This is a genomic window from Streptomyces sp. NPDC043861 (assembly GCF_056435905.1).
Genome location: NZ_JBWKDP010000001.1, coordinates 936,989 through 951,835, shown reverse-complemented (window position 1 = coordinate 951,835; position 14,847 = coordinate 936,989). Strand labels below are relative to the sequence as shown.

The 14,847-nt window shown below is 69.6% G+C and carries 10 protein-coding genes and 1 pseudogene; 4 read left to right on the top strand and 7 right to left on the bottom strand.

Annotated elements, in window-relative coordinates:
• Positions 1-705 (bottom strand): succinate dehydrogenase, encoded by a 705-nt coding sequence (locus tag AC068D_RS03960; protein ID WP_478821317.1) that lies wholly within the window; start codon positions 703-705, stop codon positions 1-3.
• Between the two features lie 96 nt (positions 706-801).
• On the opposite strand from AC068D_RS03960, the gene AC068D_RS03955 reads away from it, so the two are divergent.
• Entirely contained in the window at positions 802-1,716 is a 915-nt protein-coding gene (locus AC068D_RS03955; RefSeq protein WP_478821316.1) for a LysR family transcriptional regulator, read from the top strand.
• Positions 1,717-1,843: 127 nt separating this feature from the next.
• Here AC068D_RS03955 and AC068D_RS03950 read toward each other — a convergent pair whose 3' ends face one another.
• The 3 genes from AC068D_RS03950 to AC068D_RS03940 all read right to left on the bottom strand — a co-directional run bounded on the left by AC068D_RS03950 (position 1,844) and on the right by AC068D_RS03940 (position 5,998).
• A complete protein-coding gene (locus AC068D_RS03950) occupies positions 1,844-4,015 on the bottom strand; it encodes a putative bifunctional diguanylate cyclase/phosphodiesterase (RefSeq protein WP_478821315.1) in 2,172 nt (723 codons plus the stop codon).
• Complete coding sequence (locus tag AC068D_RS03945) at positions 4,012-4,824, bottom strand: SAM-dependent methyltransferase (RefSeq protein WP_478821314.1); 813 nt, start codon at positions 4,822-4,824, stop codon at positions 4,012-4,014. The genes AC068D_RS03950 and AC068D_RS03945 overlap by 4 nt, the downstream gene beginning before the upstream one ends.
• A 208-nt stretch (positions 4,825-5,032) precedes the next feature.
• Positions 5,033-5,998, bottom strand: coding sequence for an SCO0930 family lipoprotein (locus AC068D_RS03940; RefSeq protein ID WP_478821313.1), 966 nt, complete (start codon positions 5,996-5,998; stop codon positions 5,033-5,035).
• 736 nt (positions 5,999-6,734) lie between these two features.
• Here AC068D_RS03940 and AC068D_RS03935 point away from each other — a divergent pair.
• The gene (locus AC068D_RS03935) at positions 6,735-7,499 is read left to right on the top strand and encodes a bestrophin-like domain (protein WP_478821312.1); all 765 of its coding nucleotides are present in this window, start codon (positions 6,735-6,737) and stop codon (positions 7,497-7,499) included.
• Between the two features lie 194 nt (positions 7,500-7,693).
• Entirely contained in the window at positions 7,694-8,248 is a 555-nt protein-coding gene (locus AC068D_RS03930; protein ID WP_478821311.1) for a hypothetical protein, read from the top strand.
• A gap of 89 nt (positions 8,249-8,337) precedes the next feature.
• On the opposite strand, the pseudogene AC068D_RS03925 reads toward AC068D_RS03930, so the two are convergent.
• Positions 8,338-8,831 (bottom strand): annotated as a pseudogene (locus AC068D_RS03925) (hypothetical protein).
• A gap of 998 nt (positions 8,832-9,829) precedes the next feature.
• Here AC068D_RS03925 and AC068D_RS03920 point away from each other — a divergent pair.
• On the top strand, positions 9,830-10,489 hold the full coding sequence (locus AC068D_RS03920) for a class F sortase (RefSeq protein WP_478821310.1): 660 nt from the start codon (positions 9,830-9,832) through the stop codon (positions 10,487-10,489).
• Positions 10,490-10,568: 79 nt separating this feature from the next.
• Here the strand turns inward: AC068D_RS03920 and AC068D_RS03915 are convergent, their stop codons facing one another.
• Positions 10,569-11,402, bottom strand: a complete 834-nt coding sequence (locus tag AC068D_RS03915) for a polysaccharide deacetylase family protein (RefSeq protein WP_478821309.1) — start codon at positions 11,400-11,402, stop codon at positions 10,569-10,571.
• Positions 11,403-11,513: 111 nt separating this feature from the next.
• Complete coding sequence (lysX, locus tag AC068D_RS03910; RefSeq protein WP_478821308.1) at positions 11,514-14,822, bottom strand: bifunctional lysylphosphatidylglycerol synthetase/lysine--tRNA ligase LysX; 3,309 nt, start codon at positions 14,820-14,822, stop codon at positions 11,514-11,516.
• Positions 14,823-14,847: the final 25 nt, after the last annotated feature.

Below are 14,847 nucleotides of genomic sequence, written 5' to 3'. Positions count from 1 at the left end.
TCAGTTCACCACTCCGGTCATGACGGCAACGGGTACCGAGAGGAAGCCCACCGTCAGCACCAGCGCAAGGAGGTCGGCGGTGACCTTCAGAACGCGGTCGCGACGGGCACTGCCCACACCGAGGGTCTGGGCGGCGCTCCAGAAGCCGTGCCGGATGTGCAGCCCGAGGGCGAGCATCGCGGTGACGTAGACGGTGTTGCCGTACCAGGTGGAGAAGGTCGCGACGACGTTCTGGTAGGGACGCCCGTGCTGTGCGTTCTCGTTGACGGTCAGCGTGGTCAGGTCCAGCAGATGCCAGACGATGAACAGGCCGAGGATGATCCCGCCCCAGCGCATGGTGCGGGTGGCATAGCTCGCCCGGGCCCGTTTGTGGACGTACTTGCCGGGGCGGGCCCTGATGTCACGCCGGCTGAGCTGGTAGGCCGAGACGCCGTGCAGCACCACGGCGGCGAGCAGCACCACGCGGACGATCCACAGGGCCCACTCGTGGTGGAGGAAGGGTTCTCCGAGGGTGCGCAGCCAGTGGGCGTAGCCGTTGAACTCGTCGGAGCCGAAGAAGATCTTGAGGTTGCCCAGCATATGGACGACGAGATAGCCGAGCATGACCAGACCGGTCACGGCCATGATCGTCTTCTTGCCGATGGTCGATCCCCAGAACGTGCGCGTGAGGGACGGTTGTCGGTCCGTTCGCGTTGCCAGAGCCATGGACAAAGACGCTAGGCGGGGAAGGTACGAGAGGTCCAAGACATGGTCCGGCTCATATCCATAGGCATTTGCTATGGAGGCCGTATCCTGGTGGTCATGCAGTTCCAGCAGCTCCAGTACTTCGTGGCCGTGGCCGAGACCCGGCATTTCACCCGGGCGGCAGAGCGGACGCATGTGTCACAGCCGTCCCTGTCGCAGCAGATCCGGGTTCTGGAGAAGGAGCTGGGGGCGGAGCTCTTCAGCCGCGCACGCGGCAACATCGCGCTCACGGACGCGGGCGAGGCGCTGCTGCCGCTCGCCCGCCGGATCCTCGCGGACGCGGACACGGCCCGGCACGAGGTGCAGGAGCTCGCACAGCTGCGGCGTGGACGCATCAGGCTCGGGGCGACACCGAGCGTGTGCACGGGCCTGCTGCCGGACGTGCTGAGGGCGTTCCACGATCTGCACCCGGGGATCGAGTTGCTGATCGAGGAGAGCGGCTCGCACGACCTGGTGCGGGACCTTGCGCGCGGCGCATTGGATCTTGCCCTCGTGGTGCTGCCGCTGCCGACGCCTTCGCCTGCGCTGACGACGGTGGAGCTGCTGCGGGAGGACCTGGTCGTGGTGTCTCACCCGGAGCACCGCCTGGGAGGTCCTCACGCGGCGGGACCCTCTCCGCACGCAGCGGTGCGGATCGCCGACCTCCGGGGGGAGCCGCTGGTGATGTTCCGGCACGGGTACGACCTGCGGGAGCTGACGGTCGCGGCATGCCGCGCGGAGGGCTTCGACCCGTCGTTCACGGTGGAGGGGGGCGAGATGGACGCCGTGCTGGGCTTTGTCCGGGCCGGGCTCGGGCTCGCGGTGGTACCGCGCATGGTCGCGGCCAGGGCGGGGCGGGACCTGCGCGTGACCCCGCTGGCCGGGCCGGGGCTGCGGCGGACGATCGCGCTTGCGCATCGCAGCGATGTCGCCCCTTCACGGGCGGCCCGTGAGCTTCAGCGCATGCTGCTCGATTCCCGGGACGGGCGGTGACGGACGCGGACGCGTGGATTCCGTGCGCGAGCCGTCGGGTGTCCGCGGGCCGGTGCGCCCGCTCGCGTTGGGCTCCGTCCGGGGGCGCCCCCACCGCCCCTCGGAACGACTGCCCACTGCTCAGGTCCTATACCGCGTCCGCCAGGGACAGTGCGTGGAGGCGGTCGGGCGGACCGGGCCGGGCGTAGTACCAGCCCTGAGCGGTGTCGCAGCCCAGTTCGCGCAGCTGCTCCGCCTGCGCGCCCGTCTCGACGCCCTCGACCGTGACGGCCAGTTCGAGGCTGTGGGCCAGCGAGACGATGCCCTCGACGATCTTGATGTCGACGGGGTCCGCCGGGTGCTGCTGCATGCCCTGGGTGAAGGAGCGGTCCAGCTTGAGGACACTCACCGGTAGGCGCCGCAGATTGGCCAGGTTCGAGTAGCCGGTGCCGAAGTCGTCGAGCGCGATGTCGACGCCCATCTCGGCCAGTTGACGCAGCGGCTTGAGCAGGTCCTCGTCCGCGCCGATCAGTGCGGACTCGGTGACCTCGAGGCACAGTGCCCCCGGCTCCAGACCTGAGCGCTCCAGGACGTCCACCGTGTCGGCGACGAGGCCCGGGTGGTGCAGCTGGGTCGGCGACAGATTGACGTTGATCCGCAGCGGTCTCGCACCGCTGCCGAGAGGAACCTGCTCGTGCCAGAACCGGGCCTGGCGCACGGCCTCCTGCAGCACCCACCTGCCCAGCGGCACGATCAGCCCGGTGTGCTCGGCCAGCGGGATGAAGCGGTCGGGGCCGAGTACTCCGTGCTGCGGATGGCACCAGCGCACCAGCGCCTCCGCCCCGTGCACACTGCCGTCGCAGAGGTGCACCAGCGGCTGGTACTCGATGAAGAACTCGCCGCGCTCGAGCGCCGCGGGCAGCGCGGTTGTCAGACCGTGCCTGGTGATCGCACGGGCGTCCGCCTCCGGGTCCGCGAACTCGAAGCGGTTGCCACCCGCCGCCTTGGCCCGGTACATGGTGATGTCGGCGCTGCGCAGCACCTCTGCCGAGGTCCGCTCCCCGGACGCCCCCTCGACGATCCCGATGCTGCCCCGGACGCTGATCTCACGCCCGTCGAGCATGATCGGTGCGGCCAGTGTCGCGAGGATCCGGCCGGCGAGTTCACGCACGCCCTGTGCGGTGTCCGCGCCGGTGGTCAGCGCCACGAACTCGTCGCCACCGAGCCGCGCCACCATCTCGCCGGGCGCGGTGGCACAGCTCTGCAGCCGGTCGGCGACCTCGACGAGCAACCGGTCGCCGGCCGAGTGGCCGAGGCTGTCGTTGATGGCCTTGAAGCCGTCGAGATCGAGATAGCAGAGCCCGAAGCGGACTCCTTCCCGTGCAGCCAGCGCCTTCTCCAGACGTTCGAAGAAGAGCGTGCGGTTGGGCAGACCCGTGAGCGCGTCGTGCGTGGCCTCGTACCGCAACCGGAGGTTGAGCAGCCGGCGTTCGGTGGTGTCCTCCATCAGCGCCAGCTGGTACTGCGGCCGGCCCTCCGCGTCCCGGAGCAACGACACCGTGAGGTTGGTCCACAGGACCGTGCCGTCGTTGCGGGCGAACGGCTTCTCGACCCGGAAGTGCTCGCGTTCGCCGCGTACGAGCTCGCCGTACAGTTCCCAGACGTGCGGCCGGTCCTCCGGGTGGGACCACTCGGGGACCCTGCGGCCGCGGACATGGTGCTCCAGTCCGCCGAACATCCGGGTCAGGGTGTCGTTGACCTCCAGCACATTGCCTTCGAGGTCGGCGATGCCGATGCCGATCGCCGCGCCCTCGAACACGGCCCGGAAGCGGGTCTCGGTCGCGTGCAGCGCGGCCATGGCGTCGCTGCGCGCCGCGAGCGCCGAGCGGGCAATGGCCTCCTGCTCGGTCAGGGTGCGCTCGCGCAGCGCATGGGCGAAGCCGGCTGCGAGCGCATGCTGCAGCCGGGCACAGCGGGCACGGCTGTCCTCGGCCGACTCCTGGTCGTTCCCGCAGTAGAGAACGAGATACGCGTCCACCACGCCAAGGGTGCGGCTGAGCGCGTCCGGGTCGGTGCAGTGGGCATCGACGAGAGCCGCCCCGACCTGCTGGGCGGCGGCGGTGTCGAAGGGACGCGTGTGCAGCGCGTCGCTCAACCGACGTGCCAGCGGCAGCAGATGCTGCTCGAACTCCGCCCGGGTCAGCGACGTGGCCGTCACCGGGAAGATCGCCCGGCTCCAGATGGTCGCGAACCGCCGGAGTCTGTCCTCGAGGCCGTCCGGGTCCACCGCGGAACCCGTTGCCTGCGACGGCACCTTCACGCCTTGCGCCCCACCCCTGCGTAGCCGGAGAACGCGTATGGGTCCTCCTGCTCGGCCGGGGTGTCGGGCCGCCAGTCGCCCATGGACACCAGTCCCGGCTCGACCAGCTCGAACCCGTCGAAGAACTCCGCGATCTCGTCGCGGGTGCGCATGATCAGCGGGTTGCGGATGTCCTTGTAGACGCCCACCGCGCCCCCCACCTGCTCCCTGGGGACCGGGATGCCGTCGTACGCGGCGTGCGTGACGAGGATGAGACTGCCGGGAGCCAGTGCGTCGCGGAGCTCGGCCACGGCGCGTTGGGGTTCGTCGGCGTCCTCGATGAAGTGGAGGACGGAGACGAGCAGCAGGGCGAGGGGGCGCTCGAGGTCGAGCAGGTGGGCCACCTCGGGGCTGTCCAGGATCTCGCTCGGCTTGCGCAGGTCGGCCGCGGCGATGCCGGCGTCGTCGTTGCCCTCCAGCACCGCCCGGCTGTGTGCGACCGCGACCGGATCGTTGTCGACGTAGACGACGCGCGCGCCGGGACTGGCCTCCTGGGCCACCTCGTGCACATTGCCGAACGTCGGAATGCCGGAACCGATGTCCAGGAACTGGGTGACGCCCTCGCTCACCGCATGGCGCACCGCGCGGCGCATCACGGCCCGGTTGGACTGCATGATCTTGGGAAGCCCGGGCACGAACTCCATGGCCTTGCGGGCCGCTTCCCGGTCGACCTCGAAATTGTGCGAGCCGCCCAGGTAGTAGTCGTAAATGCGGGACACGCTCGGCACCGATATGTCGATGCCCGGCGGGGCCCAGGCGGGACGCTCCATTGATATCTCCAACAAGTCGCCACGGACGGACGGCCATGCATATGGCCGTTGTTCGAGCCGAGGCTACTGATCGACCGCCAAGAGAGCGAGCAGAAACGGAAATTAACGATCCGTTCTTGGTCACACATGCCTCGGGCACGTGCGCCCGGCCCGCCTTCACAGAGGGGTGTGAAGGCGGGCCGGCAGGGGTCGAAGCGCCGCGTGGGGACTACTTGGGCGCCCCGACCGGCTTGCCCTGGGGTGAGACGGCGTACCATGTGCCGCCCACGCCCTGCCCGTTGGTGTCACCGGGCTTGGAGTCGCCGGAGTAGGTGTAGATCGGCCAGCAGTCGATGGTCTGCTGCTTGATGCCGTCGGGGCGGTCGAAGGTGACGAAGCCCTTCTTGAGGATGCCCTCGGTGTCGTTCTTGTCGACCGGCTTCACGACCGGCCACTTCTCGAGGCAGGCGCCCGTGCAGGCGGTCTTCATCGGCCAGGCCGAGTCCTTCATGAAGCGGTAGACGGTCATGCCGTTCTTGTCGACCACGATGTCCCCGAGCTTGGGGTCCTTGCGGACGGAGAGGCCCGCGAGGTCCGCCGCCTCGCCGCCGGCCTCCTCAGCGCCGGCGCCACCGCCGGGGGCGGCCTTCTTGCCGTCAGGCGCCGAGGCGTACCATGTGCCGCCCACGCCCTGGCCGTTGAGGTCGCCGGGCTTGGTGTCCTTGGCGTACCGGTACATCGGCCAGCCGCCGATGGTGAGCTGCTTACTGCCGTCGGCACGGGTGACCTCACCGATCAGCGACGCGTCAGTGCCGGGTGCTGCGGTGACATCCCCGGCGGCCACGACGGGCCATGCCTTCGCGCAGTCGCCTTCGCAATTCGACTTCGGCGGGCTCACGGTGTCCTTGTCGAAGCGGTAGAGGGTCCATCCCTCGCTGTCCGTGAGGACCTTGCCGAGCTTCTTGCTCTCCAGAACGGCAAGCTGTCCGGCCGTCTTGGGGGCGGACGCAGCGTCACCGGCCGCCGCCCCGTAGTCGGCGCCATAGCCGCCCGCGGCCGGCTGCCCCGCCGGCTTGGCCGCACCAACTGCCTGACCGGCAGGTGCTGTCGTGCCCGTCTCCTGACCGCACGCCGTCGTCAGCGCGAGTACGGCCGCTGCAGTCACCGCGAGCGAGGCGTTCCGCCAGGTATTCATGTCAACTCCTGTGAGACCTGATCCTCATGTGGCGCTCGTGTGCGCCGTTCATGGCCCTAGGTACGGCCGGAGGGGTGCGTTGCGTTCAACGGGGTCCGGAAAAAACTTCCGGCACCGCAAACCCGAGCGCCCGACAACCCCTCCATCAGGCGAATCGCCATGAGTTGGGGCGTGTGCGGTGCATCCGCGGATCATGCTCATCGGCGTGTACGGATCGCTCGTCGGGCGGCTGATGTCGGCCGCCGCACTCGCCTGGCTACTGGCGGCCCCGGTGCCCGCCGCCGCCGACAACTGCTCCTACGCCTCGATCGGTCGGGACGATTCGTCCTCCGCCATCGCGGTCTCGGGCGGCGGCCGCTGCTGGGCGGGCCCGTCGCCCGCCCCGGAGCCGCCTCCTCCACCTCCTCCGCCTCCTCCCCCACCACCGCCCCCGCCGCCACCACGACCGGAGCCCCCCGAGCCACCCCCTCCGCCGCCGCCTCCCCCACCGCGGGTCGCGCCCGCGCCGCCGCCCCCGCCCCCTCCTCCGCCCGCTCCCACGCCGTCGCCCTCGCCGACGGTCCGCCCCAAGCCCCCCTCGCCGGCCCCGGTCGCACTTCCCGATTACCGCAGGCCCCCTCGCAAGGAGCCGAGAAGCGGACCTTCCCTGGTCTCCCTCACGCTCCTCGTCACCGCGCCCGCGGTACTCGCCGCTGCCTTTCTGCGTCCCCGCTCCCGCTAGCACCCGGAGGTACCCGTGTCGGAATGGGCCGTACTCACGATCGCGATGGCCGCCGCGTGCGCGGTCGTGCTGACCATCACCGTCATCAACAACCGCCGCGTCGGCGAGGACGACGACCCGTCGGAGACGCCCGATGTCATCGAGTACATGACCATGATGATCGGCGTGGTGTACGCGATCGTCCTGGGCCTGGCGATCGCCGGGGTCTGGGAGGCCCGCAGCGCCGCACAGGACTCGGTACGACTCGAGGCGCAGGCACTGCACGAGGTGTCCGCACGCGCCGAGGTCTACCCGGCGCAGGCCCGTAGCCGCATCCGCGACGATGTCAACGCCTATGTCACCCATGTCGTGGACACGGAGTGGCGCCATATGGTCGAGCGGGGCTCCCTCACGGACGAGGGCACCCGGCTTCTCGAACGCATTCGACGGGACGTGTCCGACTACGTCCCGAGGAACGACCACGAGGCGCAGGCCTATCAGCCCCTGGTCGACCAGGTCTCCGCAGTGGACGACGCCAGGGGCGCCAGGGGGCAGAGCATCGAGGCGACGATGCCCGGCGTGGTGTGGTTCGGACTGATCACCGGCGCACTGGTAACCGTTGGCCTGATCTTTACGCTCCAGATTCGCCGAACTTTCCGCGAGCTGCTGCTTGCCGGGCTGTTCAGCGCCCTGATCGCCTTTCTCCTCTTTCTCATCTGGGATTTCGACGCACCGTTCGGCAGGGGTATTTCAGCCACGGCCGATCCGTTCATCGCCCTCTTCCCGCATATCGGCGGCTGACTACATGACACCCGGGCGGCGTACACCGGGAGAGGCTCGACTGTCCGCCGCTCGGGTGACACATGTGCCCCATTCGCCTGTCAGCGATCGCGGCTGTGATAGTGCGCTTCTAGCGTTTCGGGCATCGAGGTGCATTCCCTGCCTTTGTGGAAACCCGTTCCGCAGCTGCTCCTCGGGGACCCGGAGGAATGACCATGCGCGCGATACCTGTCGCGTCCGCCGCTCTGCTGGGAGCGGCAGCCCTCGCCCTGACCACTCCCCTCGCGACGGCCGTCAGTACCGACAGCACGGGCGGTGCCGCCGGCCCCCCGCGCAAGCAGCCGTTCTCGTTCGCCGTCACCCCGTCGACCGCCGCCCCCGGCGGGCAGGTCACCCTGACCGTCTCGGGCTGCCCCACGTCGGCCACGGCCTCATCCGGTGTGTTCGACACGGTCAGCATCCCGCCCGGCCTCACCGGCACGGCCACGGTCGACCGGGATGCCAGAAGGGGTGCGGTGTACTCGGTGACGTTCACCTGCAACGGCCAGTCCGGTACGACGGACCTGAACATCTCGGGCGCCGGCGGCGCCGCGGTGCCGACGACGCGCTCCACGTCCACCGCCTCTCCCCAGGGAGTCAGGGGTGGCGTCGGCGGCAGTGTCGGCGAGATGAACACCGGGAAGATCGCGACCGGCATCGTGCTCGTACTCGCCGCTGCAGGCGGCGTCTTCTACGCGGTGCGCAGGCACCTGGGAAGCCGCCTGCACTGAGCGTCTGCCCCCCGTAAGCCCGTCGCCCCGAGTCCTGGATCAGGACTCGGGGCGACGGGCGGTTCGGGCCGACCGGGAGGTTCGGCCGGTCAGGCCTTTCCGCTGCTCATGCGGCGGCGACGGACGAGGAAGACGGCACCGCCGATTGCCGCCACGGCGACGAGCCCGCCACCCACGGCCATCTCGGTGCTCGAGGGTCCCATTGAGCCACCGAGGCCGCCCTGTGCGCCCCGGGCGGACAGTACGGTGAAGGTCCGGGTGGCAATCCGGTTGCTGTCATTGCACCGGACGGCGAGGTTGTACTGGCCGGGCGTGGCGTTGTCGTAGATCCGGGCCGTGGCCTCGGCGACACCACTGCCGAAGTTGCCGAACCGGTCGTTGTTGAAGTTGTTGCCCCGGCCACGGTCGTTGTTGTTGCCGCGTCGGTCGTTGTTGTTCCGGCCACGGTCGTTGTTGTTGAATCCGTCACCGTTGAAGTTGAAGTTGAAGTTGCCGTTCCCGTTGCCGTTGCCGTTGCCGTTGCCGGCCCCTTCGCCGGCGACCCCGTTGCCGTTGCCGTTGCCTTCACGGCCGTCCTTGTCACGGCCGTTGCCACCGACACCGTTGCCGCCGACACCGTTCCCGTTGCCGTTGTTCTGCCCTCGGCCGTCGTTGTCCCCCCGGCCGTTGTTGTCTCCTCGGCCGTTGTTGCCCCCTCGGCCGTTGTTGTCCCCTCGGCCGTTGCCGTTCACCGTCGCATTGCCGTTGCCGTTCCCGTTCCCGTTGCCGTTCGCGCTCGGGCTCGCGGTCGCCGTGGTGGTCGCCGTGACAGTCGGGGTCGGGCTCGGCTCCTGGAACAGGTTCAGGTCCGGGTTCTGCTCTGCGATCCCGCTCAGGTCAGGAGTACTGCTGTTCGCAGTTCCGGCCGGGTCGTCTTGGGCGGTCGCAGTTCCGGCCGGATCCTCGTTGCCGGTCGCAGTTCCGGCCGGATCCTGCTTGCCGGTCCGGTTGGGACTGCCTCCCTGACCACGGTTCGGGCCATAGCCACCGCGGTCGCCGAACGAGTTGAGGTTGGCCGTGGGGAAGGCGTTGGAAGTGACGACACCACCGCGGTCGCAGCCATCGACATGGATGTTCATGGTGCCGCCCTGGTGGACCGCGGACGGGGAGAGGGAGATGTTCCTCGGGCCGGTGCCACCCCCGGTGCTGGTGGCGGCAACCACGGGCACCGTGAGCCCCATGGTCGCCGCGCATGCGGTGATGCTCACCGCGAGAGCGCGTGAAGCACGCATGGTTGAACCTCCAGTGGATGGCGCCCCGGAACGGTGCTCCGGGAGACTCGACGAAAACGCCTCCATGACGAACACTCACCGAGTTGCACATTCGCCGCATTTCGGGACTCGTCCACCCCAGTGAGCCGACACGCCGGTGCGGAGTGCTCCGATCTGACGGAGCCGCAGGTCACGGACCCACGAGAAGTCCAGTCGGACTATGTACTCGTATGGGTTATCCCAAGTGGCCGAACCACCCGTTCGCCCCTCTCGGGTCGCCGACGGGGCCTGACGTGCTTAGCGTGCCTGCAGACGATGAGATGGGAGAACCATGGGCCAGTACCACACCGGCTCGGAGCCCAGAAGACGCTCACCCTGGGGCGTGCTGGCTCTTGTCATGCTCACCGGCCTGGCGCTGGTACGGAACGGCGTCGACATCGGGATGGGGCCGCCTCAGCCCGCCGTCGCCGCCCAACTGGACAGCCGCCGCCTCGACCAGAACTCGGTCTCCCTCAACGGAACCGTGGAGCCGCTTCCGTACGCCGCCGCGTCCCGGATCGCGGTCCCCGCGATCCGGGTCGACGCTCCGATCATCGACGTCGGCCTGGACCCCAACGGCTGGATCCAGGCCCCGCCGCCGCAGGACCCCAATCTGGCCGGCTGGTACCAGAACGGCATCGCGCCCGGTCAGCAGGGCACCGCCGTGATCGTCGGCCATGTCGACAACGCCGGCGGACCTGCGGTGTTCTACGGCCTGGGATCGCTGCAGAAGGGCTCGCACATCGAGGTGACCCGCTACGACGGGCAGATCGCCGTGTTCGAGGTGTACGGCGTGGAGGTGTTCTCCAAGCATGAGTTCCCCGGCCCGCGTGTGTACGGCGACACCGGAAGCCCGGAACTTCGCGTCATCACCTGCGGTGGCGGCTACTCACGGGCCGGCGGCTACGACGGCAATGTGGTCGTCTTCGCCCGCATGATCTCCACGCAGTGACCAAGCCCTACCAGCAGGAACGACCAACGGCACGTGGCCGCCGGCGCATCACACCGGCCACGTGCCGTGTCGTTTCCTCTCAGCGCACGGGCACCGTGATCCGGTACCCGGTCTCCAGCAGCAGGGGCAGGTAGCGGCGCAGAGCGGCCACGCTCTGCGAGCGGTCGCCGCCCGCGTCGTGCGAGAGGACGACCGCGCCCGGCTCGGCCCCTTCGACGACACTGCCGACGATCGCGTTCGTCCCCGGCCCGCGCCAGTCGAGGGTGTCGATGGTCCAGGCGAGCGGCTCCATGCCGAGCTCGGCGCCGATCTCGAACGAGTATCTGTTCCATGCTCCGTACGGCGCCCGGTACCACAGCGGCGGAGCGCCGAGGGTCTTCTCGATGAGCTCGCTCGTGCTGCCCAGTTCGTCATGGATGCGGGATGGCCGCAGCTTCGGGATCAGTGGGTGCGACCAGGTGTGGTTCCCCACCACATGTCCGTCGTCGGCCATCTCCCGCAGCAGATCCCGGTTGGCGACGGCCATTTCACCGCAGACGAAGAACATGGCCCGTACGTCGTGCTTGCGCAGGGTCTTCAGGATGCGCGGGGTGTAGCGGGGGTCGGGTCCGTCGTCGAAGGTCAGCACCATGGCGCGCCCGACGGCCGGAAGGCTCAGAAAGGGCCGCCGCCGCACCGGAGTTGCAGCCCTGGTCATCCGGTGCGGCCCGAATGCCGTCATGGGCTGCAGCCGGTAGCCGGACGCGCCGTGCCGTGCAGCCGCCTGCGCTCCGCCTGCGGGCCGGGCGGCCGTGGGCCGTTCCGGCGTGCGGGTCCACTCGGGACTCAGCAGGGATGCGACGGCGGTGGCCCCGACGCAGGCGGCGATGCGCAGCACCGACCGTCGCCCCGAGGGCATCTGATCCTTCTTCATGAGCAATGGCTGCCATGGACGCCGTTCGGCGGGGTACAGCAACACCGGTTCGGAGTACGAAAACACCCGGACGGGCGCGCTATTGGTACACGGGTTCGGTCCGGCGCAGGGTCACTGGCGACGTACGAGGGGGAACGGCAGCGTGTCGCGGATGGTGAGCCCCGTCAGGAACATCACGAGCCGGTCGACGCCGATGCCGAGTCCGCCGGTCGGCGGCATCGCGTACTCCAGCGCGTCGAGGAAGTCCTCGTCGAGCTCCATGGCCTCTGGGTCGCCGCCCGCGGCGAGCAGCGACTGTGCGGTGAGCCGACGACGCTGCTCGACCGGATCGGTCAACTCCGAGTAGGCGGTACCCAGTTCGGTACCGAAGGCGACGAGGTCCCAGCGCTCGGCGAGGCGCGCGTCCCGGCGGTGCTGACGGGTCAGCGGGGAGACATCGGTCGGGAAGTCCTTGTAGAAGGTGGGCAGCAGGGTCTTCTCCTCCACCAGCCGCTCGTACATCTCCAGGACGACGTCACCGCGTGTGTCCTCGGGCGTGTGCGGAACTCCGGCCAGATCGCAGAACCGCCGCAGGGTGTCCTCGTCGGTGTCGGCGTCGACATGTTCGCCGAGTGCCTCGGACACCGCGCCGTAGACCGTCTTGACCGGCCACGGCCCGGAGATGTCGTGGACGACGAGCCCCCCGTCGGGGCCGGTCTTGTGCGCGACGGGTGATCCGAAGGCCGCGGTGGCCGCGCCCTGGATGAGTTCGCGGGCGAGGTCGAGCATCACGTCGTAGTCGGCAAACGCCTGGTAGGCCTCGAGCATGGTGAACTCGGGGTTGTGCTTGTACGAGATGCCTTCGTTGCGGAAGGTCCGGCCCAGCTCGAAGACCTTCTCCATCCCTCCGACGCACAGCCGTTTCAGATAGAGCTCGGGGGCGATGCGCAGATAGAGGTCGAGGTCGTAGGCATTGATGTGAGTGGTGAAGGGACGGGCATTGGCGCCGCCGTGGATCTGCTGGAGCATCGGGGTCTCGACCTCCAGATAGCCGCGGTCGAGCAGCCCTTGCCGCAGGGCCTGCACGGCGATGGAGCGGGCTCGTACGACACCGCGGGCGTCCGCCCGGGTGACAAGGTCGAGATAGCGTCGGCGGACCCGGGCTTCGGGGTCGGCGAGTCCACGGCGCTTGTCGGGCAGCGGGCGCAGGCATTTGGCGGTGAGCTGCCAGGCGGTGGCGAAGACCGTGAGTTCGCCCCGGTCGCTGGTGCCGATCTCGCCGGTGGCGGTGATGTGGTCGCCCAGGTCGGCATCAGAGGTGAACGCGTCGAGGACCGAGCGGCCCGATCCCCCACGGGTGAAGGCGATCTGCAGATCGCCGGACCAGTCCCGCAGCACCACGAAGACGACGCCGCCGAAGTCACGCACGGCCATGATCCTCCCGGCGACGGTCGCCTGCTCACCGGTGTGTGTCCCGGCCGTGAGGGAGGGGTGGGCGGCGCGGATCGCGGCAAGGGTGCCGGTACGCGCGGCGATGCCGACCGGATAGGGGTCGATGCCCTGCTCGCGCAGCCGGTCCAGCTTGCTGTGGCGGATCCGCTCCTGCTCGGGGAGTCTGCGCTCCCCCATCGGGCGCACGGTGTCCGGTCCCGCCAGTTCCAGCGCTTCGATCGCCGGGAGGCCCTCGGTCCCGGCCACCGGCCTGGTGACACCGCGCTGCCGTCCGTTGCCCCACAGCCTGCGCATGGTCGGTACGGCGACGAAGCCCTCGGCGATCGCCGAGGCAAGGCCGACGCGGGCGAGGGAGCCGGCGTCCCCGTAGCAGAGGAACCGCGGATACCAGGCGGGCTGGTACTTGACGTTGGACCGGTAGAGGGCTTCCAGCTGCCACCACCTGGAGAAGAACAGCAGCAGCCTGCGCCAGAGCCGGAGCACCGGGCCCGCGCCGATTCTCGCGCCTTCCTCGAAGGCCGAGCGGAAGACGGCGAAGTTGAGGGAGATGCGCCGCACACCGAGCTGCGGGGCTTCCGCGCACAGCTCGGCGACCATGAACTCCATGATGCCGTTGGGGGCGGTTGCGCGGTCGCGTCGCATGACGTCGAGGGAGATCCCGTCGCGCCCCCAGGGCACGAAGGAGAGCAGCGCGATGAGGTGGTCGTCGGCGTCGAATGCCTCGACCAGCAGACAGTCGCCGTCCTCGGGGTCGCCGAGCCGGTCCAGGGCCATGGAGAAGCCGCGCTCGGTCTCGGTGTCCCGCCAGGCGTCGGCACTGCCGATGACCTGCTTCATCTCCTCGTCGCTGAGCGCGGAGTGACGTCGGATGCGGGCGGTCGCGCCGAGCCTGCGGACCCGGCCGACGGCCTGCCGGGTGACGCGCATGTCGCGGCCGTCGAGGTCGAAACGGTCGACGTGCAGGATCGCCTCGTCGCCGAGCTGGATGGCACCGAGACCGGAGCGGGCGTAGGACCGGGCGCCGTCCTCGGAGGCACCCATGACGGCGGGCGCCCAGGCGTAGCGGCGGGCGACGTCCAGCCAGGCCTCGATCGCGGGGGTCCATGCCTCCTTGTCCCCGACGGGGTCGCCGCTGGCCAGGGCGACGCCGGCCTCGACCCGGTAGGTGACCGCGGCCTTGCCGTTGGGGGAGAACACGACGGCCTTGTCGCGGCGGGTCGCGAAGTAGCCGAGGGAGTCCTGGGAGCCGTAGGCGCCGAGCAGGGCGCGGATGCGGGGCTCCTCGTCGCCGTGCAGGGCGGCTTCCATCCGCTGGGAGCGGAAGAGCGTACGGGCGGAGTTGAGCAGCGCGAGGGCGCCGAAGAGGCCGAGGAGGAAGAAGAGGGCGCGGGGCGGGGAACCGTCGAACTGGGCGCTGGAGGCGAGACCGCCGAGCACCCGGTTGGCGGACCACAGCAACCGCTGCTCGGGGACGAGGTCATTCGGGAAGAGCTCGACGAGGCCCCAGCCGACGAGGATGCCGGCGGCCAGCCCGAGGACCAGGACGAGCAGCGCGTGCCACAGTGCGCCGCGCCGGGTGAGAGCGTAGAACTCCCGCCGGGCGACCACCAGCAGCGCGAGTGCGGCCAGGCACAGCACCAGGTTCGGGATCCACGCCCACTCCTGCTGGAGGACGAGCGTCAGGACGTCGGTGATGACGAGAAGTGAGAGATAGGTGACGACCAGCCACCAGGCGACCTTCTTCCGGGCGCCGATCGCGGCGGCCAGCAGCATGAGGAAGACGGCGTAGGCGAGGTTGGCGCTGACGGGCACGGCCACCTGGTCGAGAAAGTCCGAGACGGGGCTCAGCAGCCTGCGCAGGGGCGCGATCAGGGCGATCAGGGCGCAGTACACCCCGAGCAGGGCGAAGAACGTCGCGAAGCCGCCCGGCACCTTGGCCAGGAAGCCGTTTCGGGCCGTGGTCGCACGCTCCGCCACGCTGACGCTCATGTTCCGCACTCTAGGGAGACCTCCG